This is a genomic window from Pseudobutyrivibrio sp. OR37 (genome assembly GCF_900113655.1).
Taxonomy (GTDB): Bacteria; Bacillota; Clostridia; order Lachnospirales; family Lachnospiraceae; genus Pseudobutyrivibrio.
On record NZ_FOQF01000006.1, the window covers coordinates 100,043 to 120,604 of the forward strand.

The 20,562-nt window shown below is 40.6% G+C and carries 17 protein-coding genes; 12 read left to right on the forward strand and 5 right to left on the reverse strand.

Annotation, left to right across the window (positions count from 1 at the left end; genetic code table 11):
- Positions 1-7 precede the first annotated feature (7 nt).
- The gene (locus tag BM097_RS04630; RefSeq protein WP_090546375.1) at positions 8-2,872 is read left to right on the forward strand and encodes a beta-glucosidase; all 2,865 of its coding nucleotides are present in this window, start codon (positions 8-10) and stop codon (positions 2,870-2,872) included.
- A 77-nt stretch (positions 2,873-2,949) separates the two neighbouring features.
- Here the strand turns inward: BM097_RS04630 and pflA are convergent, their stop codons facing one another.
- The 3 genes from pflA to BM097_RS04645 form a co-directional block, all read right to left on the reverse strand.
- The gene (gene pflA / locus BM097_RS04635) at positions 2,950-3,684 is read right to left on the reverse strand and encodes a pyruvate formate-lyase-activating protein (RefSeq protein WP_090546377.1); all 735 of its coding nucleotides are present in this window, start codon (positions 3,682-3,684) and stop codon (positions 2,950-2,952) included.
- Between the two features lie 105 nt (positions 3,685-3,789).
- Positions 3,790-6,048, reverse strand: coding sequence for a formate C-acetyltransferase (gene pflB, locus BM097_RS04640; protein WP_090546379.1), 2,259 nt, complete (start codon positions 6,046-6,048; stop codon positions 3,790-3,792).
- Between the two features lie 298 nt (positions 6,049-6,346).
- Complete coding sequence (locus tag BM097_RS04645) at positions 6,347-6,997, reverse strand: hypothetical protein (protein WP_090546381.1); 651 nt, start codon at positions 6,995-6,997, stop codon at positions 6,347-6,349.
- Between the two features lie 188 nt (positions 6,998-7,185).
- On the opposite strand from BM097_RS04645, the gene BM097_RS04650 reads away from it, so the two are divergent.
- From BM097_RS04650 to BM097_RS04670, 6 genes are all read left to right on the forward strand, one after another.
- Positions 7,186-8,079, forward strand: coding sequence for a 3'-5' exonuclease family protein (locus BM097_RS04650; RefSeq protein WP_090546383.1), 894 nt, complete (start codon positions 7,186-7,188; stop codon positions 8,077-8,079).
- 2 nt (positions 8,080-8,081) lie between these two features.
- On the forward strand, positions 8,082-8,237 hold the full coding sequence (locus BM097_RS16300) for a hypothetical protein (protein WP_177197371.1): 156 nt from the start codon (positions 8,082-8,084) through the stop codon (positions 8,235-8,237).
- A gap of 89 nt (positions 8,238-8,326) precedes the next feature.
- A complete protein-coding gene (locus BM097_RS04655; protein ID WP_090546385.1) occupies positions 8,327-8,902 on the forward strand; it encodes a flavin reductase family protein in 576 nt (191 codons plus the stop codon).
- Positions 8,899-10,203 carry a M18 family aminopeptidase gene (locus BM097_RS04660; RefSeq protein ID WP_090546387.1) on the forward strand — a complete coding sequence of 435 codons (1,305 nt, stop codon included), beginning with the start codon at positions 8,899-8,901 and terminating at the stop codon, positions 10,201-10,203. Before BM097_RS04655 ends, BM097_RS04660 begins: the two co-directional genes overlap by 4 nt.
- Before the next feature lie 41 nt (positions 10,204-10,244).
- Positions 10,245-11,033, forward strand: coding sequence for a phosphoribosylformimino-5-aminoimidazole carboxamide ribotide isomerase (gene hisA / locus BM097_RS04665; RefSeq protein ID WP_090546389.1), 789 nt, complete (start codon positions 10,245-10,247; stop codon positions 11,031-11,033).
- Between the two features lie 25 nt (positions 11,034-11,058).
- Positions 11,059-12,273, forward strand: coding sequence for an LL-diaminopimelate aminotransferase (locus BM097_RS04670; protein WP_090546391.1), 1,215 nt, complete (start codon positions 11,059-11,061; stop codon positions 12,271-12,273).
- On the opposite strand, the gene BM097_RS04675 is transcribed toward BM097_RS04670, so the two are convergent.
- Positions 12,270-13,337 (reverse strand): GntR family transcriptional regulator, encoded by a 1,068-nt coding sequence (locus BM097_RS04675; RefSeq protein WP_090546393.1) that lies wholly within the window; start codon positions 13,335-13,337, stop codon positions 12,270-12,272. The genes BM097_RS04670 and BM097_RS04675 overlap by 4 nt on opposite strands.
- Before the next feature lie 328 nt (positions 13,338-13,665).
- Positions 13,666-13,863 carry a YjfB family protein gene (locus BM097_RS04680; protein ID WP_090546395.1) on the reverse strand — a complete coding sequence of 66 codons (198 nt, stop codon included), beginning with the start codon at positions 13,861-13,863 and terminating at the stop codon, positions 13,666-13,668.
- Positions 13,864-14,084: 221 nt separating this feature from the next.
- Here BM097_RS04680 and BM097_RS04685 point away from each other — a divergent pair, with 221 nt between their 5' ends.
- From BM097_RS04685 to BM097_RS04705, 5 genes are all read left to right on the forward strand, one after another.
- Positions 14,085-15,011 carry an alpha/beta hydrolase gene (locus BM097_RS04685; RefSeq protein WP_242944658.1) on the forward strand — a complete coding sequence of 309 codons (927 nt, stop codon included), beginning with the start codon at positions 14,085-14,087 and terminating at the stop codon, positions 15,009-15,011.
- 19 nt (positions 15,012-15,030) lie between these two features.
- Positions 15,031-16,278, forward strand: a complete 1,248-nt coding sequence (locus BM097_RS04690; protein ID WP_090546397.1) for a hypothetical protein — start codon at positions 15,031-15,033, stop codon at positions 16,276-16,278.
- Positions 16,278-16,949 (forward strand): DUF6320 domain-containing protein, encoded by a 672-nt coding sequence (locus BM097_RS04695; protein WP_090546400.1) that lies wholly within the window; start codon positions 16,278-16,280, stop codon positions 16,947-16,949. Before BM097_RS04690 ends, BM097_RS04695 begins: the two co-directional genes overlap by 1 nt.
- Positions 16,949-19,513 (forward strand): bifunctional diguanylate cyclase/phosphodiesterase, encoded by a 2,565-nt coding sequence (locus BM097_RS04700; protein WP_090546402.1) that lies wholly within the window; start codon positions 16,949-16,951, stop codon positions 19,511-19,513. Before BM097_RS04695 ends, BM097_RS04700 begins: the two co-directional genes overlap by 1 nt.
- A gap of 91 nt (positions 19,514-19,604) precedes the next feature.
- Positions 19,605-20,408 carry an enoyl-CoA hydratase-related protein gene (locus BM097_RS04705; protein ID WP_090546405.1) on the forward strand — a complete coding sequence of 268 codons (804 nt, stop codon included), beginning with the start codon at positions 19,605-19,607 and terminating at the stop codon, positions 20,406-20,408.
- Positions 20,409-20,562 lie beyond the last annotated feature (154 nt).

The window sequence follows — 20,562 nt, forward strand, 5'->3', positions numbered from 1 at the left end:
ATGATTTATGTTATCAATCAACATGACTGATGTAATCAATGTCCTAAAATTGATTGCACCACATCTTATTGCACTAGCGATTGTTATTGTAGCATTCATTGTTTGCATGATTCTTGCAGGCAAGAGAGAAAAGCACACACGCTTTTTAATGCGTAGACAATCACTTACAGCATTTTTGCTTGCAATAATTACAATCGTCAACTTGATTTGCTTCGGACCAATGTCTAACATGATCACACTTGCAACAGGCAAGGGTGAGGTTTCAGACAAGACAATTGACGAAGCCAGAGAGCTTTCAAAGGAAGTTGCGGGTGAGGGAATCGTACTTCTTGAGAACAAGGGCGCTCTTCCAATGGAATCAGGTAAGAAGCTCAACGTATTCGGTTGGTCTTCAACAAATCCATATTATGGTGGAACAGGTTCCGGCGGTTTTTCAGCTGATTTTGAAACAACATCTCTTTTAGATGGACTTCACGAAGCAGGCTTTGAAACAAATGAAGAACTTTCAGATTTCTATACAAGCTACAGAACAGACAGACCTGAAATCGGTTTGTTTGGACAGGACTGGACACTTCCAGAACCAGCTCTTTCAACATATCCAAAGGAACTTTTGGAAAATGCAAAAGAGTATTCTGACACAGCACTTATTGTAATTGCACGAAGCGGTGGCGAGGGAGCCGACCTTCCAAAGGATGTTGCAAGCGGTGTTACTTACAATGAAAACTCAGAGGATTACAAGGACTTTGAAAAGGGCCAGCACATCCTTCAGTTAGATAAGACTGAACGTGATCTTTTCGATGAAGTTTGCGCAGATTACGAAAATGTAATCGTTGTCTACACAGGTGCAAACACATTTGAGATGAACTTTGTAGATGAATATCCAAGCATCAAGGGGTTAATTTGGTGCCAGGGCTTAGGACAGGGTGGTTTCCCAGCTCTTGGTAGCATCTTAAATGGTGATGTTAACCCATCAGGTAAGACAGCAGACACATTTGCACGCCACATTGATAATGCACCTTGGTTCAACAACTTTGGTGATTATGCATTCGATAATGTGGATGAGTTCACTTATGATTCAGGTGATCCAATTCTTGGAGTTTCAGCTCCACACTTTGTAAATTACGTAGAAGGTATTTACGTTGGCTATCGTTTTTACGAAACAGCCGCTGTTGAAGGTTTAATCGACTATGATAAAGAGGTTCAGTACCCATTTGGTTACGGCTTGTCATACACAACCTTCAAGCAGGAAATGGGAGAATTAAACATAGATGCTGACGGTAATGTTACCGTTGATGTAACTGTTACAAACACAGGCGATGTTGCAGGCAAATCTGCAGTAGAGCTTTATGACACACCACCTTATACAAACGGTGGAATTGAGAAGTCTGCAGTAAATCTTATCGCATTTGATAAGACAGACATCTTAGGACCAGGAGAGTCACAGACAATCACACTTGATTTTACAGAGGAATCACTTGCTTCATACGACGACAAGGCTGAGAAGGCGTATGTATTAGAGGAGGGCGATTATGTCATTTCTCTTAGAGAGGATGCCCATACTGTTATCGATGAGAAGACTCTCAACATTGCTAAGACTATTGTCTACGGGGAAAATAATAAACGTTCGACAGACCAGGTAGCAGCTACAAATCACTTTGATACAGCTATCGGAAACGCAACATATTTATCGCGTGCAGATCATTTTGCAAACTATGAAGAGGCCACTGCAGCACCAACAAACTTTTCTATGACAGATGAAGCTAAGGCAGAATATGTTTGCAACCTTAACTATGATCCAAACGCATTAAATGATTCTAACGATCAGATGCCTACAACAGGGGCAAAGAATGGACTTAAGTTAGAGGACCTCAGGGGCGCTGAGTATGATGATCCACGTTGGGAAGATTTATTAGATGAGCTTACAGTATCTGAAATGGCATCACTTGTAGGACTTGGCGGATATCAGACACTTGAGGTTCCATCTGTTGAAAAGGCTAGAACAACAGATTGCGATGGACCTGCTTCAATCACAAACAACTTTACAGGCAAGTTCTCAATCGGTATGCCTTCTTCAGTTACACTTGCATGTACATTCAATAAGGAACTTGCATTAAGCTATGGTCGCATCATGGGTAAGATGTGTGATGAGATGGATGCTTCAGGTTGGTATGCACCAGCTATCAACACACACCGTGCAGCACTTGGCGGACGTGAATTTGAGTATGTATCAGAGGATGGACTTCTTTCAGGTACACAGATTACACAGGAAGTTATCGGTGCTAAGGAATTTGGCGTATACAGCTACATCAAGCACTTCGCAATGAATGACCAGGAGACAAACAGATGGAATATGATTTCAGTTTGGGCTCCAGAACAGGCAATCAGAGAAATCTACCTAAAGCCATTTGAACTTGCTGTAAAGCAGGGTGGCGCACAGGCAGTTATGAGCTCATACAGCTACATCGGACCACACTGGTCAGGTGCAAATGATAGCCTTCTTAACAAGGTACTCCGTGATGAGTGGGGATTCCGCGGAATGGTAATCACAGATTACTTCCTTGGAGCAAACTTCATGGATGCTGATGCAGCTATCAGAAATGGTAACGACCTTATGCTTGTTGCTTATGAAATGGGAACAAATACACCGGACGACCAGACAAGCGCTACAGGAATCAAGGCAATGCGTCAGGCTTCTAAGAACATCATGTACACAGTTGTTAACAGCCGCGCATACGAGCCAGAAAACCTAAAGACAGGTTTATATCCATGGCAGATTGCATTCATCATTGTTGATATTATTCTTGCAGGATTATTAATCCTTCTTGAAGTAAAGACAATGAAGAAATATAAAACAATAAAATCTACAATGTAGATTAATCACATTCTTCTTCTTTAATCTTATAAATAAGGGCTAGACGATAATGTCTAGCCCTTTAAAGTATCTTAAGGTTATTTACAACCAAGTATTTCCTTTGCGTTCTGGATACGTTCTGCTGTTGGAGATTCAACACCTTCAAGGCGGTATGGAATACCAAGCTCTGCGTATTTAGGAACACCGAGAGAGTGGTAAGGAAGGATTTCCACACGCTCTACAGTTTTAAGAGTATCAATGAACTCTCTAGTACGATGTAACAAATCATCATTGTCGCTTCCGCCAGGCACAAGTACGTGGCGAATCCAAAGAGTAATACCCATATCAGAAATCTCTTTTGCCATTTCAAGGATATTGGCATTATCAACACCTGTAAGCTTTTTGTGCTCCTCAGGGTCGATGTTTTTGATATCAAGCATTACAGTGTCTGTTACACTCATAAGCTCCTTCCATTTGCTATAAAATGGTTCTTCATGAGTGAATGGCTGACCAGCTGTATCGATACATGTGCTGATACCCTTAGCTTTGGCTTTCTTAAATAAATCTAATACAAAATCAATCTGAAGAAGAGGCTCACCACCACTGACTGTGATACCACCGTCTTTCTTCCAATATGGCTTAAAACGAAGTGCTTTTTCTAACACCTGGTCTGCAGTGTATTCATCACCCTGGTGCTCAGCCCAAGTCTCAGGATTGTGGCAGAATGCACAGCGCATCTTACATCCATTTAAGAAAATCAAAAATCTAACTCCAGGTCCATCTACGGCACCGAAGCTTTCAAATTTATTTACGTATCCTATAATTTCACTCATAAATCTACCTCATAAAAAAATCCCCTCATCCGGCCCTGCGGGCCACCTTCCCCCAGAGGGGGAAGGCTTTCAGAGGGGAACCAAAATAGTTCTAATTAAAAGATATTATAAAGCCTCGTGGCATGTACGTGCGATAACGTCAAGCTGCTGAGTCTTTGTTAAGTCGATGAACTTAACAGCGTATCCAGATACACGGATTGTAAAGTTAGCGTACTCTGGCTTCTCTGGATGCTCCATAGCATCGATGAGCTTTTCTTTACCAAATACGTTAACGTTAAGGTGATGAGCACCCTGATCGAAGTATCCGTCAAGAACGTTAACAAGGTTGTTAACACGCTCTTCCTCTGAGTGTCCAAGAGCACCTGGGTTGATTGTCTGTGTATTTGAAATACCATCAAGTGCCTCTTCGTATGGAAGCTTAGCAACTGAGTTAAGTGATGCAACAAGACCACTCTTCTCTGCACCGTATGCTGGGTTAGCACCTGGTGAAAGTGGCTCGCCTGCTGGTCTTCCGTCTGGAAGAGCACCTGTAGCCTTACCATAAACTACGTTTGAAGTAATTGTAAGGATAGATGTTGTAGGCTCTGAATCTCTGTATGTGTGGATGTGACGAAGCTTGCTCATGAATGTGCGGAGAAGCCATACAGCGATCTCATCAGCTCTGTCATCATCGTTACCGTAACGTGGGAAGTCACCTTCGATTTCGAAATCCTTTGTGATTCCGTCCTCATCACGGATAGCCTTAACCTTTGCGTACTTGATAGCTGAAAGTGAATCTACACAGTGTGAGAATCCAGCGATACCTGTAGCAAATGAACGACGTACGTGTGTATCGATAAGTGCCATCTGGCATACTTCATAGTAATACTTATCGTGCATGTAGTGGATCATGTTAAGTGCTCCAACATACATGTGAGCTAACCAATCCATCATCTGATCGAACTTGTGCATAACTTCATCGTAGTCAAGGATCTCAGATGTGATAGGTGTGTACTCAGGACCAACCTGATCATGAGTCTTCTCATCAACACCACCGTTGATAGCGTAAAGAAGACACTTAGCAAGGTTTGCACGAGCACCGAAGAACTGAAGCTCCTTACCTGTCTCTGTAGCAGATACACAGCAGCAGATTGAGTAATCATCGCCCCATGTAACTCTCATAACATCATCGTTCTCGTACTGGATAGAAGATGTGTTTACAGAAATCTTAGCAGCATACTTCTTGAATGACTCAGGAAGACGGCTAGAGTACATAACTGTAAGGTTTGGCTCTGGTGAAGGTCCCATGTTCTCAAGTGTGTGAAGGAATCTGAAACATGTCTTTGTAACCTGGTGACGTCCGTCAAGACCGATACCACCAACCTCAAGAGTAGCCCAAACTGGGTCACCTGAGAATAACTGGTTGTAAGACTCGATACGAGCAAACTTAACCATACGGCACTTCATTGTGAAGTGATCGATGATTTCCTGTGCCTCAGACTCTGTGATAACACCGTTAGCAAGGTCACGTGTCATGTAGATATCAAGGAATGTAGATACACGACCAACTGACATAGCAGCACCGTTCTGAGTCTTGATAGCTGCAAGGTAACCGAAGTATAACCACTGAGCAGCTTCCTTAGCGTTAGCAGCTGGCTTAGAAATATCGAAGCCGTAAGAAGCAGCCATTTCCTTCATGCCCTTAAGAGCATTGATCTGGTCTGTGATTTCCTCACGAAGCTGGAAGTCGTAACGTCTCATACCCTGACGGTTTGTGTTCTTGAAGTCAATCTGCTTCTTCTCGATAAGGTAATCGATACCGTAAAGAGCAACTCTTCTGTAATCGCCTACGATACGTCCACGTCCGTATGTATCAGGAAGACCTGTTAAGATCTTGTTGTGACGTGCCTTTAAAATCTCAGGAGTGTAGATATCGAATACACCCTGGTTATGTGTCTTATGATATTTTGTAAAGATTTCGTGAAGCTTCTCGCTTGGCTCATAACCGTACATCTTGCAAGACTGCTCAGCCATCTTGATACCACCATAAGGCATGAATGCTCTCTTAAGTGGCTTATCTGTCTGAAGACCAACGATCTGCTCAAGATCCTTTGTCTCGTCTGAAATGTAGCCTGGGCCGTAAGAAGTAAGTGAAGAAACAACCTCTGTTTCCATGTCTAAAACGCCACCCTTAGCACGCTCAGCTGCCTGAAGCTCCTGGAGCTTGCCCCAAAGAGTGTTAGTAGCGTCTGTAGGACCTGCTAAAAATGACTCGTCTCCATCATATGGAGTGTAGTTGTTCTGAATGAAGTCACGTACGTCAACGTTATCTTTCCAAACGCGGCCTACGAAACCGTTCCACTGTTCGAAATCGTGATTTGCCATTTGATTTTCCCTTTCTTTGTTTACAAATGTTATTTTGGTACGAGCTAGTGGGGTTAAGTTTGAAATGTCATGGACAGTTAGACATAACTAACAACCTAGCCTATTTAAACTATACCATAAGACTGATAAATAATTAACAATGTACGAAAATAAAAACATAATTAAATGTATTTATCTAAATACAAAAAAATACAATGCAGCAGAGCACAAAAAAAGTGGCCAATAAACTACTGTTACGTAGCTTATTGACCATGAAAAATGTTATTGTCAATTAGAGTGTTTTTAGTTTTACCAGACGTTAAACAATGTCAAAATTCTGAAGTGCCTGTATTCGAATTTCGTCTGGAATAGTAGTAGATTGCTGACCGTTTTGGATTTCATCTACGGTTCGAGCATCTCTTTCAACCTGAGAAAGCTTTGAAATGCTGGTGGCGAAATCCTTGTTAAAGCTTTGAGCTTCAATCCTTTCATTTTCTCTTCTGGCAGCCCTGGCCTCCATTTCCTGATTGTAATCAATCTGAGAAATATCACCCTTTAGATAAAGCTCCTTCAGCTTGGAATCACTGTATCCTGCATAGGAGGTTACATCTATTGCTTCAGAGGAAATGTCCCAATTGTTTTTCTGAATTTGAGTTACTGTCGCGTGGGTCTCAAAATCAGGTTTTTCATGGGAATTTTGTTCTTGAAGCTTTTCTATTTCCTCCTGAAGTATTTCGTGGATTTTATTTCCCTCATCCTCGTCATGCTTTACACGAACTGTGTCTCCATCTTTGGATTTAGAAACCACTGGGCCATACTCCTTAGATAAAATATCCGCAGAAGCCTTTTTGTCAGGTTTTTCAGCCTCAATTTTAGGCTTTGGTGTGCTGGTCTGCTGGGGAGCTTGAGCAGATTTTGCAGGTGCAGAATTCTCTATGTGAAGATTGTTTTTAATACCTATATCAGCCATAGCGACTCCTTTCAGTGGAATGCATACTACCACTTCTAAATGTTATTATATAACCTAATTATGAAATAATTGTGACGTTCTATAACTTAATTATAACGGAATATCAAGGTTGGATAACAAGGTTGTTGCTTAATGAAAAACATGATAAGATTTAAACTAGGTAAAAGAATTGATACGGAGAAAAACACTTGGCAACAAATAATTCAAATAAAAAAGTAAAGGGACCTAGTCAGACTGCACCAGCAGGTTATAAGGGGAAAAATCAGGCCTTCCTGGATGCAGAATACCTAAGTGCCAGATATAAAAAAGGCTCAATAGAGGACGTTATTTCGGTGGGAATAATCATTACAAATCCTGAGCATGAGGAGCTTGATAGATATTATTCTACAGTAAGACTTCGCCCAGGACACAAGCTTCCACCTCTTATTTCTGAGCTTACAGGTCTTACAAATGAAGATTTAGAATTTGCACCTGAATACGAAACTGTTATGACAGAGCTTATAGCCATGATTCGTAAATATCAGGTTGGAAAAATCTGCGTTTGGGGCGGTGATAAAAACAGCTTCCAAAGGGATTATGAATCCAGAGAGCTTGAAAAGCCTTTAAAGCGCAGCGTCGGCAAATTCATCAGTACCATCGAAAATATCCAAAAGGAAGTTAGCCTGGATGTAACAGATGGACTTGATGCCAATCTTTCATTAGCTGATATGAAGACCATCTGCGGGCTTGGCGGCGTTGTAGAGCATAATGCTCTTTCTGATGCAGAGGATATGCTTAATTGCATTCGCATTATCGAACAGGATGAAATGCAATACGATGGCAAAAAGGCTGCTGAATATAAAAAGTTCCGCGGTGAATATGTTAAGAATAGAAGCTTTGACGATTTCGAGGAGGATAGAGAGTTCATTATCGATTCCGCTGTGGGTGAGCAATTCCTTCAGGAGATTATGGCTCGTGGTTTTGAGGATAATCCTAAAACAAAGGCCTTCATGGACGATCTAAAGTTTATTCTTGGCAAGGACAATGTTTACATGGGTACATTCTCCGAAATGATGGAGGAGAAAAACAGCAAGGAGGGGTAGTTATGTTAGGGTATGGCTTTTGCGCAATGCACAGGGGGACTCCCATAACTGAAGAGGTAAAAAAGGAGCTTGAGCAAAAAAAGGAAGAGTTCAAGGCCGAGTGGGAGGAAAGAAAAAAGGTTATAGATTTTGTAACCAGAAAACCAGTTATTAAATAGCTTTTTATTAGGGGATTGCTTTTGCAATTCCCTTTTCTTTAGGCATTTTTTAGAGTATATTAGTAGGGTAGTTTATCAAGGAGGTTATAATGGGAAAACAAACTTGGAAGCCAGGAAATATGATTTATCCACTTCCTGCAGTTCTAGTTACCTGCAGAGATAATGATGGCAATGATAATGTTTTGACTGTAGCATGGACAGGTACCGTTTGTACTAATCCACCTATGGCCTACATTTCTGTAAGACCTAGCAGATATTCTTACGATATGATTAAGGAAACAGGCGAGTTTGCAATCAACTTAACTACAGAGGAGCTTAGCTTTGCAACAGATTTTTGTGGAGTTCAAAGCGGAAGAGATGTTGATAAATTCGAAAGATGCAAGCTTCATAAGGAAGAGGCTGATGAAATCAATGTACCGCTTATTGTTGAATCACCAGTCAACATAGAGTGCCGTGTTAAGGAAATCCATGAATATGGCAGTCATACCATGTTTGTAGCTGACGTTTTATCTGTTCATGCTGATGAAAAATACATGGATGAAACCGGCAAATTCGATTTGGAAAAAGCAAGACTGCTTGCCTATTCACATGGAACCTATTTTGGTCTAACCAGTCCTAAAGGGACTTTTGGATATTCAATCAAGAAAGAAGGAAAAAAGAAATGAATGAGACAGTAAAAGGATTATTTGAATTTATAGAGGAGAGCCCTTCACAGTTTCACGTTGTTGAAAACGAAAGACAGCGCTTCTTAAAGGAAGGCTTTACAGAGCTTTTAGAGTCAAAGGAATGGAAGCTTGAGCTTGGAAAGAATTATTTCGTTACAAGAAATGGTTCTTCTATTCTTGCTTTCAGAATGCCAAAGGAAAATTACAAGAGCTTTATGATTATGGCATCACACAGTGATTCTCCAAGCTTCCGTATCAAGGAAATGCCTGAAATGAAGGAAGGTCACTATGTAAAGCTTAACACAGAAAAGTATGGTGGAATGCTTATGGCACCATGGTTCGACAGACCACTTTCTATCGCTGGTCGTGCCATCATCAAAACAAGCAAGGGCATCGAGACAAAGCTTGTAAATCTTGATAAGGATCTTTGCATGCTTCCATCTCTTGCAATCCACATGAACCGTGAAGCAAACGATGGTTACAAGTACAATGCTCAAAAGGATTTACTTCCACTTGTATCTATGGATGAAAACTTCAAGCTTAAGAAGCTTGTTGCAGATAGCCTTTCAGTTAAGGAAGAGGATATCTTAGGAAGTGATTTATTCCTTTACAATAGAGAGCCTGGTAAGGTATGGGGCGCAAATGATGAATTCATCTCAATCAGAAGATTAGATGACCTTCAGTGCTCATACAGCTCAATGATGGGACTTCTTGCTGCAAAGAATTCAAACACAGCAGTTCAGATTCACGTAACCTTTGATAACGAAGAGGTTGGAAGTGGTACAAAGCAGGGTGCAGATTCTACTTTCCTTTATGACACACTTGTTAGAATCAACGAGGCAATGGGTGGAAACAATTCTACACTCCTTACAGCTATCGCTAATTCCTTCATGGTGTCAGCGGATAATGCACACGCTCTTCACCCTAATTATCCAGAAAAGAGCGATCCTACAAACAAGGTATTCATGAACGAGGGTGTTGTAATCAAGTTCAATGCTAACCAGAAGTACATGACAGATGGTCTTGCTTACGGTGTATTTAGTGAGCTTTGCAACAGAGCAAATGTACCATATCAGACATTTGTAAACCGTTCAGATGTAGCTGGTGGTTCAACACTTGGTAATATTTCAAACGCACACGTATCTATCAATGGTGTAGATATAGGTTTAGCTCAGCTTGCTATGCATTCTTGCTACGAGACAGCAGGTGTAAAAGATACCGAATATTTGCTTAAAATTGCAACAAAATTCTACGAAAGTGTAATTGAAAATATTTCAGGCAGCGATTATACTGTTCAATAATTTACTTGCTTAAAGACAACTACATCAGGGGGAGGGGCAAAATGAGATTTAGACCATGCATTGACATTCATAATGGAAAGGTTAAACAGATTGTTGGAGGTACACTTTCTGATTCAGGAAAGAAGAAGGACCAGCCACAGGAGAATTTCGTAGCTGATAAGGATGCTGCTTATTATGCAAACATCTACAAGGCAGACGATTTAAAGGGTGGCCACATCATCAATCTGAACAAGAAAAATACTAAGGAATACAAGGCATCAATGGAAGAGGCAATAAAGGCACTTAGTACTTTTCCAGGGGGAATGCAGTATGGTGGAGGCGTTGATGATAAAAACGCCAAATCATTTATAGATGCTGGCGCCAGTCATGTCATAGTTACATCATACGTATTTAATGATGGAAGAGTTGATTACGATGCGTTGGAGCGTATTTCCAAGGCTGTTGGCAGGGAGCATCTGGTACTTGATTTGTCCTGCACCAGAATCGATGATAAATACTATATCGTTACTGACCGTTGGCAGAAGGTTTCAAAGGAAATTATCACCTACAATTTCCTTGACCGTTTGGCATATTACTGCGATGAATTTTTGATTCATGCAGCAGATGTTGAGGGAAGACAGAAGGGTATAGATAGAGATTTAGTTGGATTTTTGTCTAGGTATAAAAGAGTTCCTATCACTTATGCAGGTGGTGTTGCAGACTATGGCGACATAGAACTGATTAGCTACCTTAGTGATAATAATATGGATTTTACTATTGGCTCATGCCTGGATTTATTCGGCGGGAATATGTCCTATGAGAGAATAGTTAAAAGAATAGTTAATAGATAATTTAATACTTAAAAGGGAGGCGGACATGTTTAAGGTTAATTCTAATTTTGCAAAACTTCCAGGCAGTTATCTTTTTTCCACAATAGCAAAAAAGGTGGCTGCATATTCTGAGGCTAATCCAGCAGCGGATATTATCAGGCTTGGTATAGGTGATGTTACTCAGCCTATAGCACCAGCAATGATTAACGCATTGCATCACGCTGTTGATGAAATGGGCGACGCTGGCACATTCCATGGTTATGCTCCAGATTTAGGATACCCATTCTTGCGCGAAACTATTGCGAAGAATGATTATCAGCTTAGAGGGTGCGACATTAGCGCTGATGAGATTTTTGTTTCAGATGGAGCAAAATCAGATTCAGCTGATATCCAGGAACTGTTCGCCTCTGATGTTAAAATGGCAGTTTGCGACCCAGTTTACCCAGTTTATATTGATTCAAATGTTATGGCTGGTCGTTGCGGCACTTACGATGAAAAATCACAGAAGTGGTCAGATATTATTTACATGCCAACCACAGCAGAAAACAAATTCGTTCCAGAATTTCCAAAGGAGACACCAGATGTAATTTATCTATGTCTTCCAAACAATCCTACTGGAACTACTCTTACAAAGAGCCAGCTTCAGCTATGGGTTGATTATGCAAATAAAAATGGCTGCCTGATTATTTTTGATGCAGCTTATGAGGCATATATTTCAGAGGATGATGTTCCACATTCCATCTATGAATGTACGGGTGCACGCACATGTGCTATCGAGATTCATTCATTCTCAAAGAACGCAGGCTTTACTGGTGTAAGACTTGGCTACACTGTAGTGCCTAAGGATTTAGTTTTTGATGGCATGTCACTTCACAATATGTGGGCTAGACGTCACGGAACTAAATTCAATGGTGCACCTTATATCATCCAGCGTGCCGGCGAGGCTGTTTATTCAGCAGAAGGACAGGCTCAGATTAAGGAGCAGGTTGCTTATTACATGAATAATGCAAAGACTATCTACACAGGTCTTAAGGATGCAGGCTTTGAGGTTTATGGTGGTGTGAATGCACCTTACATCTGGCTCAAGACACCTGATAATATGACTTCTTGGGAGTTCTTTGATTACTTATTAGAGAAGGTTCAGATTGTTGGAACACCAGGAGCAGGCTTCGGACCATCAGGTGAAGGATACTTCCGCCTGACAGCCTTCGGATCCGCAGAAAATACCGCTAGAGCAATCCAGCGTATAAAGAATCTTTAGAAACAAGATTTTCTTTCGATTAATTTAGGTTCCAGAAGAATATGTGCTTCTTTGCGGGAAATGCTGCCATCGATTAACCCTAACAGGGTGGTGGCAGCTTTTTTTCCAAGCTCCTCCTGTGGATGAGCGATGGTGGTTATTCCTTTGCTGTGGGCAAGTAGGGAATTGTCAAAGCCTGTAACTGAAATATCATGAGGGACGCTTCGCCCAATATTTTGAAGACCCTTTATAACATCGGCGGCTATCTCGTCATTGTAGCAAACCACTGCATGGCATGCAGTTCCACTTTCTAATATTCTAATTAAGCCTTCCATTGGCTTCATTGTTTTATCCTTAGTGTGATACCAGATAACTAAATCAGGATTGTAGGTGATTCCAGCGGCCAAAAGAGCCTTTACATAACCCTTGTGGCGCAAAATTCCCTGAGTATCATCGGCCTTAAAAATACCTGCAATGTTTCGATGCCCAAGGTTTATCAGATGCTCTGTGATAAGACGGCCACCCTCCACATCATCAAGCATTACAAATGGCCTGTCCATCATGGCCTCGTAGCAACCCTGGATGAATACGTATGGGATTCCCATGGCATCCATCTGGTCGTAAAGCACCTGATGTTGGCAACTGATGGCACTTTGGCTAGGCTCGATAATCATTCCGTCTATATTTTTGGAAAGTAGCTCCTCCATGCACCATGCTTCACCCTTGCGGGAATTGTTGGTGGTTTTAAGAAGAATGCTGTAGCCATTTTCATCTAACACCTGATTGATGCCCTGGATTACTCTTGGGAAAATATAATCGGACATAAATGTAGAAACCACCGCAATGTTTTTGGTGTTCTTATTTTTACTCTTTCGCTGCGCAACAAAGGTGCCACTGCCGTGAAGAGCGTAGAGATAGCCTTCCTCAATCAGCTTTGCAAGTGCCTTTCGCACAGTTTGCCTGCTAACGTTATATTTTGCGGCAAGCTGATTCTCTGAAGGAATCTTTTCTCCTGCATCAAACTTTCCAGCATTAATAGCGCTTTTTATATCTTTAATTATCAGTTCGTGTTTTGAATTAATCATGAGTATATAATATCAAAATAGGGCTGAAGTGTTAAAGAAGTTTTTTAGACAGTAAAAAGCGATGCCGGCGGGGCATCGCTTTTCAAAAGGGAGAATAATGTTATGAAAAAAATGGTTCATCGCTTCTGTCTTGCGATGTAATTATAATACAATCTAGCCATGAAGGAACAATGTATAAACTGTGAATAAAGGATAGAAATTAAATTTTAATTTGTGAATTGCTTGGCATAATTTCGAGTTGATATATATAGGTTAAGTCATGTAACGCAAATTAAAAGAGCTTGCAACGGGCAAGCTCTTAATGTAAAAACCAAAATACATTTATAACTCAAACGCGCAGGTCAATCATGGTACCTGAGGTAGGATAAACCAGGCTTTCCAAAGAAGGAGAATTCATATCCATACTTTGAGTAAAAGCCGCAGCTTGTCCCTCTACAACATCTAAGGTCTTGCCTAGCATAGCAGTCCCCACTGCTGTAAGTAGCTGGTTTTGACTTAAATTCATAGAAATCTCAGCTATATCCATGGCTGCGCCTCCCCTAAAAAAGACTACTGCTTTTTCGTACACAAATATTCTAGCATGTGATTATAGTTATTTGGTGTCAAAATGTGACTAAATTGTGAAAAAATTGTGAAATCCTACTCTGAGGATTTGAAATGTGTAATATAGGTGAATTTACTGTGGTTTTGTAGAAAAATCGACGCGCAATCATTATAATAGAATTATGTTTGATATAGAGGGATAGTATGGCGTTATTGAAGATTAATCTTAATGATCCACTGATGAAGGCCATAAAGGCAATCAATTCCATCGGTGGAAATTCTTTAACAGAAGAAGACTTGAAAAAACAACGAGCTGCCATGGAAAGAGCCGGGAAGCTTGCGGCGCCAACTGGTGATGTTACAGTTGATGGTTTTATGGTAGATGGAATTTCTTGCGAATGGCTAAAGCCAGATTTCGCTCATAATCCTCAGTACATAATTTTATATGCTCATGGAGGAGGATACACCTGTGGTGGATTGGGCTATGCAAGAATCCTTGCTGCAAAGCTGGCTGTTGCCACAGGCTTTTCAGTGATTTCCTTCGAATATAGATTGGCTCCAGAAAATAAATACCCAGCGGCAATAGAGGATGGCATGAAAATATGGGATTACCTTAGAGATAAGGGCTATGGTGCCAAGCAGGTGATTTTTGCAGGAGATTCTGCAGGAGGCAATTTGGTTTTGTGCATGGCACAAAAGCTTTTGAAGGAGAAAAATCTTTCACCTAAATGTCTTCTTTTGTTCAGTCCATGGACAGACATGACTGCAACCTCAGGCACCTACGAAACCTGCAAGGACAAAGATCCAATTCTTACAAAGGATTATGTAATAGGTGTTAGAGATGCTTATATTGGCGAAGAAGTTGATTCTTCCGTTGAAATATACAGTCCGTTAAACGGAAGCTTTGATGGTTTTCCGCCAACCTTAATCATGGTTGGAAAAAATGAAATTCTTTTAGATGACAGCGTGCGCCTTCAAAAGAAAATGCATAAGGCAGGGTGTAATGTGGTCATCGATATTGAAAAGGATGGCTGGCATGTGTATCAGCAGATGCCACTTCCTGTGGCAAGCCGGGCGATGAAAAGGCTTGCAGACTTCGTGTCAAAGACAATCTATACGCAATTAGCGTAGCAAAGGATAGTAATAGGAAATGAGTAGAGATAATTGGTATAAGGTAGATAATGTTGCCAAGGTCTTCCTAGCAACAGCAGCAAAAAGAGATACGAGAACCTTGCGTGTCAGCGCAACACTTTGGGAGGAAATAGATCCAGAATTATTACAGGAAGCAGTTTTATCTGCAATTCAGATTAGACCACAATTTCAGGTGAGAATCAGAAGAGGTGTCTTTTGGCATTATATGGAGGACACAGATATTCAGCCGGTGGTTACAGAGGAGCATGGCAGAGTTTGCCCTAGATTATATGCGCCAGGCCGTGCAATGCTTCACTACAAGGTTACTTATTATGGTAATAGAATCAATTTGGATTTGTTCCATGCCATTTCTGATGGAACAGGTGCACTTGAATTTTTAAATATTATTGTGCTTGATTATTTGAAGCTTAAATATCCTGGTAGATTCGAGGATATCACTATCCACTCAGGAGCCTCTGAGGATGATTTGAATCAGGATAGCTATAAGCAATTTTTTGGAAGCATGGGACTTAAGGGTTCATCCCTTAAACGAGCCTATCATCCTAGTGGCTTGAAGCTGCCTTATGATCAGCTTCAGTTTTTCGAGGTTCACATGCCTACAGAGCAGATACTTCCAAAGGCAAAGGCCATAGGGGTATCTCTTACCAGCTATATTGGCGCCAGGTTCATGATGGCAATCATGGAGGAAATGCCGCCTAGAAAGCGCAAAACTCCAATCAATATTTCCATGCCGGTAAATCTTAGAAATTATTACCCAAGCTATACCTCACGTAATTTCTTCAACAATGTAAATGTATCACATGTTTTCGATGAAGAAATCTCTTTAGAGGATTTGGCAAGGGAATTTGACGAAAAGCTTAAATCAAATCTTACAGAAGAAAACATCAAAAAGCAGATGGATAATTTCGAGACCATGGAATATGTTGCACCAGTTAGAGCGGTGCCTCTATTCATAAAGCAATGGGTTGTAAGATATGGTTCAAAGGTGACAGATAAAAAGGTTTCTCTAGTGCTTTCTAATTTAGGCGTGCAAAAGCCACCAAAGGAAGTAGGAGATATGATTCAGAATTACAGTGCTTTTTGCAGCTCTGCCAATCTGTTTTCAACAATGTATAGTTACAATGGGGATTTATCTCTTGGAATCACATCCCCTTATGCTAGCACAAGAGTTATAAAGAATCTTGTGAGAAGCATGACTGAGGATGGAATCAACATAAGAGTATATGCTACGGAGGTGATTCGATAATGAAGAATTGTCCTTATTGTAAAATAGAAGTGGGCGGCAATTTAAAGAAATGCCCAATTTGTCAGAGTAAATTAAATGGAGAGGCTGAAAGACCTTATTTTCCGCAGCAGACAACACTAAAGCTACAGTCTTTCTTTTATAAAATTCAGTTGTTTATTGTTTGGACTGTAATAATCGCAAGCCTCGGAGTAGATTTCCTTTTTGGCTTTGATATGTGGCACAAGGTGGATTTCCACTGGAGCCTAATCATTTCGATGTGGTTGATAGTTTTTGAATTTGGAATAATGAGGCTTTTCAAAAAGGGCATCAGCTCCTCTCGAATAATGACACTATTTGTATTTATTGTGCTGGTGATGATGGGAATTACAGCATATTACGTTGGAAAGTTTGCTTTCATTGCGGAATGGGTTGCACCGATAGTTGTAATGGGGACACTTATAGCGAACTTTGTTCTTGCAATGATAGATAAGAATGGTAATTCAATGGTTTATCTGCTCACAAATCTTGTGGTAGGTATTTTGCCATATATTGTTTTTTATTTCTTTGCAGAGCGGGATTGTCCAATCGCATGGATTATTTGTTTAATGATAAGCGTAATCCTTTTTGTTGGAGCGATTATCTTTAAGGGACGTGAAGTAGTTAGCGAGATTCAAAGGAGACTTAACGTTTAATGGACAATATTGGGGGCACTTTTAATAAAAATAAATACATAATTGACAATTTCGAAAGAGCTATGAATGAGGGCTGGATAGAAGTGTATTATCAGCCTATCATTCGAACCTCTAACGGTAGAGTTTGCGGTGAGGAAGCCTTGGTAAGATGGGAAGATCCACATTTTGGCACACTTAATCCTATCGATTTTGTTCCTGCCTTGGAGGCTATCAACGCTGTCCATAGGCTTGATTTGTATGTTTTGGAGGAAGCCCTCTCAAAGATGAACGAACAGCGTAGAAGAGGACTTTACGTTGTTCCTACATCTATAAATCTTTCTCAGGTGGATTTCTACGCCTGTGACATAGTAGAAGAAATTTCAAAACGCGTCGAAGATTCAGGTATTTCAAGACGTATGATAGCAATTGAAATATCTGAGATTTCTTTAAATATCAACAATGACATGATTATCAGCCAGGTGGAGCAGTTCAGAGATTTGGGCTTCCAGGTGTGGATGGATGATTATGGCAGCGGTGATTCTGTGCTACCTATCTTGCAAAAGGTTCACTTTGATTCATTAAAAATTAATATGTACTTCGTTCAGCAGATTCGCATTAGCGAGAGAGCACGAATCATTCTGACAGAGCTTGTAAGAATGGCTATGTCTCTAGGAATGGAAACTGTTGTTGAGGGTGTAGAATTTCAAGAGCAGGTGGAGTTTTTGCAGGAAATCGGCTGCACAAAGCTCCAAGGCTTCCTATATTGTAAGCCTATTCCTAAGGCTGCGATTTTTGAAAGATATATAAAGGGCGTGGCTATTGGATTTGAAAATCCTGCCGAAACTTCTTACTATTCAGCTCTAGGAAGGGTTAATCTGTATGATATTTCCTTTGCGAGAGGAAGCTCAAAAGAACTAGCTGAATATTTTGATACCTTCCCACTTGTAATCATGGAAACAGATGGCAAAACTGTAAGAATTGTTCGTGGAAATAAATCCTTTAGGAAATATATGGTCCATAATTTCCCTATTTCAGATTTATCCGGCATATATGATTTTGATGACGAACATACTTCAGTTGGGGTTTACACAATGAGCTGTATTCGCAAGTGCGCCATGACTGGAAAGAGACAGATTATTGATGATAGACTGGAAGATGGTCGAATTGTACAAATGCTTATTCAACGAATTGCCGTTAATTCAGTGACAAAGCGGGCTGCAGTGGTTCTTGCAGTTTTGCAGGTAAACGAAAACCAGAATATAGCAGATTCCCTGACTTATAACTATATAGCCCGTGCGCTGGCAGAAGATTACATCGATTTGTATTTTGTTAATATGGATACAGAAGAATATGTAGAATATAGCCCTGACGGTGTAAACAGGGATGTGGCTGTGGACACAAAGGGCGATGATTTCTTTAGAAGGGCTAGGAATCTGATAAAAAAGAGAATTTATTCTGAGGATGTGGATGTTATTCTTGAGTCCTTTACGAAGGAAAATATTAAAAGAAGCCTTGAGAACCAGGGCGTTTATAGTGTTACCTACAGGCTTATAATTAACGGCATACCTACCCATGTAAGTATGAAGATTGTTAAAGTGAGAACAGACAATAATCATATTTTGATAGGCGTAAGTAACGTTGATAAGCAGGCTCGTCAGCAGGAAATCATTGAAAAAGCAAAAGAAGAGCGTTTGATGTATTCTCGTGTAATGGCTCTTTCAGGAGATTACATTTGCTTTTACACTGTTGATCCTGAAACTGAACATTATGTATGCTTCACAGCTTCCGAAGGATTTAGAAGATTCGGTTTACCTGATGAGGGTGAAAACTTCTTTGCTACATCAGTAGAAAATGCTAAAATGATTGTTCATTCAAATGATTATAAAGGATTTGCGCAGGTATTTAATAAAGAAAATGTTCTGCAGCATATTAAAGACAGAGGCATGTTTGTTTACAACTATAGATTTATGATTGATGGCCAGATTAGACATGTTTCTGCCAAAGCCACATTAGTTCATGAATCTACAGGAGATAAGCTGATTGTTGGTATTATCGATATAGAAAATCAGGTATTGATGGAGCAGGAGTATGCCGCAAATCTTTTAGAGGCCGAGGATAAAGCCTTAAAGGATCAGCTTACTGGCGTTAAAAACAAACGAGCTTATGTGGATGAGGAGGAGCATCTAAACATCCAAATAGGTGCCGGCATGGATCTAGCCTTTGCTATTGTTGTCTGCGATATTAATGGTTTGAAGCAGGTTAACGATTCCATGGGGCATGCAGCAGGCGATGCTTACATCAAGGAAGGCTGTGAGATTATTTGTGATGCCTTTGCACGAAGCCCAGTGTTTAGAGTGGGTGGCGATGAATTTGTAGCAGTGGTCAAGGGCAAGGATTACGAATACTTAGAAACCAGAATCGAAAAAATCGATAAAATAAATAAGAAGAATAAGAAAAATGGCAAGGTTACAATCGCTGTTGGTTATTCTCTCTATGAAAAAACTGATAAGTTCGCATCAGACGTTTTTGAGCGAGCAGATTCTCTCATGTACGCTAACAAAAAGAAGATGAAAGAAGAAAAATAAAAACGTTTAATGGGATTGACAAAAGTTTAACAATGGACTAGTATAATAAACATGAGAAATAGGGAATAAACCCTAAAAGAGGAGGATTACTATGAGCGAATTTAACAACCTAAAGCTTGAAGTTGCTGATGAGATTGCAGTACTTACAATTTCACGTCCAGCAGCTCTTAACGCACTTAATTCAGAGACACTTGATGAGCTTAACGTAGCTTTAACAGAAATCGAGGCAAGAGATGATGTTAAGGTTCTTATTCTTACAGGTGGTCCTGATAAGAAGGATAATGCATTCAAGTCATTTGTTGCTGGTGCAGACATCTCTGAGATGGTTAACTTCACAGCAGCTGAGGCTCGTGCATTTGGTATGAGAGCATCAGTTCCATTCTTTAAGCTTATGAACATGAGACAGGTTACAATCGCTGCAGTTAATGGTTTCGCACTCGGCGGTGGATGCGAAATCGCTATGGCTTGTGATATCCGTATCGCTAGCGAAAACGCTACATTTGGTCAGCCAGAGACAGGCCTTGGAATCATCCCAGGTTTCGGTGGCACACAGAGACTTGCTCGTCTTGTTGGTATGGGACGCGCTAAGGAGCTTATCTTCACATGCGATTCTATCGATGCTAACGAAGCATACAGAATCGGTCTTGTAAACAAGGTAGTTTCTACAGAAGAGCTTATGGCTACAGCAAAGGCTATGGCTGCAAAGATTGCTTCAAAGGGAAGCTATGCAGTATCTATCGCAAAGGCTGCAATCAACAACGGTTACGATATGGACATCAAGAACGCTGTTGAGATGGAAGCAAACCTTTTCGGTATCACATGCTCTACACATGATAAGGCAGAAGGTATGGGCGCATTCCTTGAGAGACGCGCAGCAAACCTTACAGATTTCTAAAAGCGTATAGTCATTTGCCACCCAGTTATATTAGCTGGGTGGTTTTTTATTTAGCGACCTGCATAACCTTGGCAAGCGCGAGGAGGAAGGCCCCATGTGGTTAAGGAGGGACCCTTTAGGGAGGTTCCCTTGACCGCAATGGGAGGTGGCCTCC

Excerpts from the sequence above, each read along its gene's own strand:
- BM097_RS04670 (WP_090546391.1), top strand. The coding sequence starts at position 11,059 with ATGTTTAAGGTTAATTCTAATTTTGCAAAACTTCCAGGCAGTTATCTT.
- BM097_RS04655 (WP_090546385.1), top strand. The coding sequence starts at position 8,327 with ATGGGAAAACAAACTTGGAAGCCAGGAAATATGATTTATCCACTTCCT.
- BM097_RS04685 (WP_242944658.1), top strand. The coding sequence starts at position 14,085 with ATGGCGTTATTGAAGATTAATCTTAATGATCCACTGATGAAGGCCATA.
- BM097_RS04675 (WP_090546393.1), bottom strand. The coding sequence starts at position 13,337 with ATGATTAATTCAAAACACGAACTGATAATTAAAGATATAAAAAGCGCT.
- BM097_RS16300 (WP_177197371.1), top strand. The coding sequence starts at position 8,082 with ATGTTAGGGTATGGCTTTTGCGCAATGCACAGGGGGACTCCCATAACT.
- pflB (WP_090546379.1), bottom strand. The coding sequence starts at position 6,048 with ATGGCAAATCACGATTTCGAACAGTGGAACGGTTTCGTAGGCCGCGTT.
- BM097_RS04680 (WP_090546395.1), bottom strand. The coding sequence starts at position 13,863 with ATGGATATAGCTGAGATTTCTATGAATTTAAGTCAAAACCAGCTACTT.
- BM097_RS04700 (WP_090546402.1), top strand. The coding sequence starts at position 16,949 with ATGGACAATATTGGGGGCACTTTTAATAAAAATAAATACATAATTGAC.
- BM097_RS04645 (WP_090546381.1), bottom strand. The coding sequence starts at position 6,997 with ATGGCTGATATAGGTATTAAAAACAATCTTCACATAGAGAATTCTGCA.
- BM097_RS04695 (WP_090546400.1), top strand. The coding sequence starts at position 16,278 with ATGAAGAATTGTCCTTATTGTAAAATAGAAGTGGGCGGCAATTTAAAG.
- BM097_RS04690 (WP_090546397.1), top strand. The coding sequence starts at position 15,031 with ATGAGTAGAGATAATTGGTATAAGGTAGATAATGTTGCCAAGGTCTTC.
- BM097_RS04630 (WP_090546375.1), top strand. The coding sequence starts at position 8 with ATGTTATCAATCAACATGACTGATGTAATCAATGTCCTAAAATTGATT.
- BM097_RS04660 (WP_090546387.1), top strand. The coding sequence starts at position 8,899 with ATGAATGAGACAGTAAAAGGATTATTTGAATTTATAGAGGAGAGCCCT.
- pflA (WP_090546377.1), bottom strand. The coding sequence starts at position 3,684 with ATGAGTGAAATTATAGGATACGTAAATAAATTTGAAAGCTTCGGTGCC.
- BM097_RS04705 (WP_090546405.1), top strand. The coding sequence starts at position 19,605 with ATGAGCGAATTTAACAACCTAAAGCTTGAAGTTGCTGATGAGATTGCA.
- hisA (WP_090546389.1), top strand. The coding sequence starts at position 10,245 with ATGAGATTTAGACCATGCATTGACATTCATAATGGAAAGGTTAAACAG.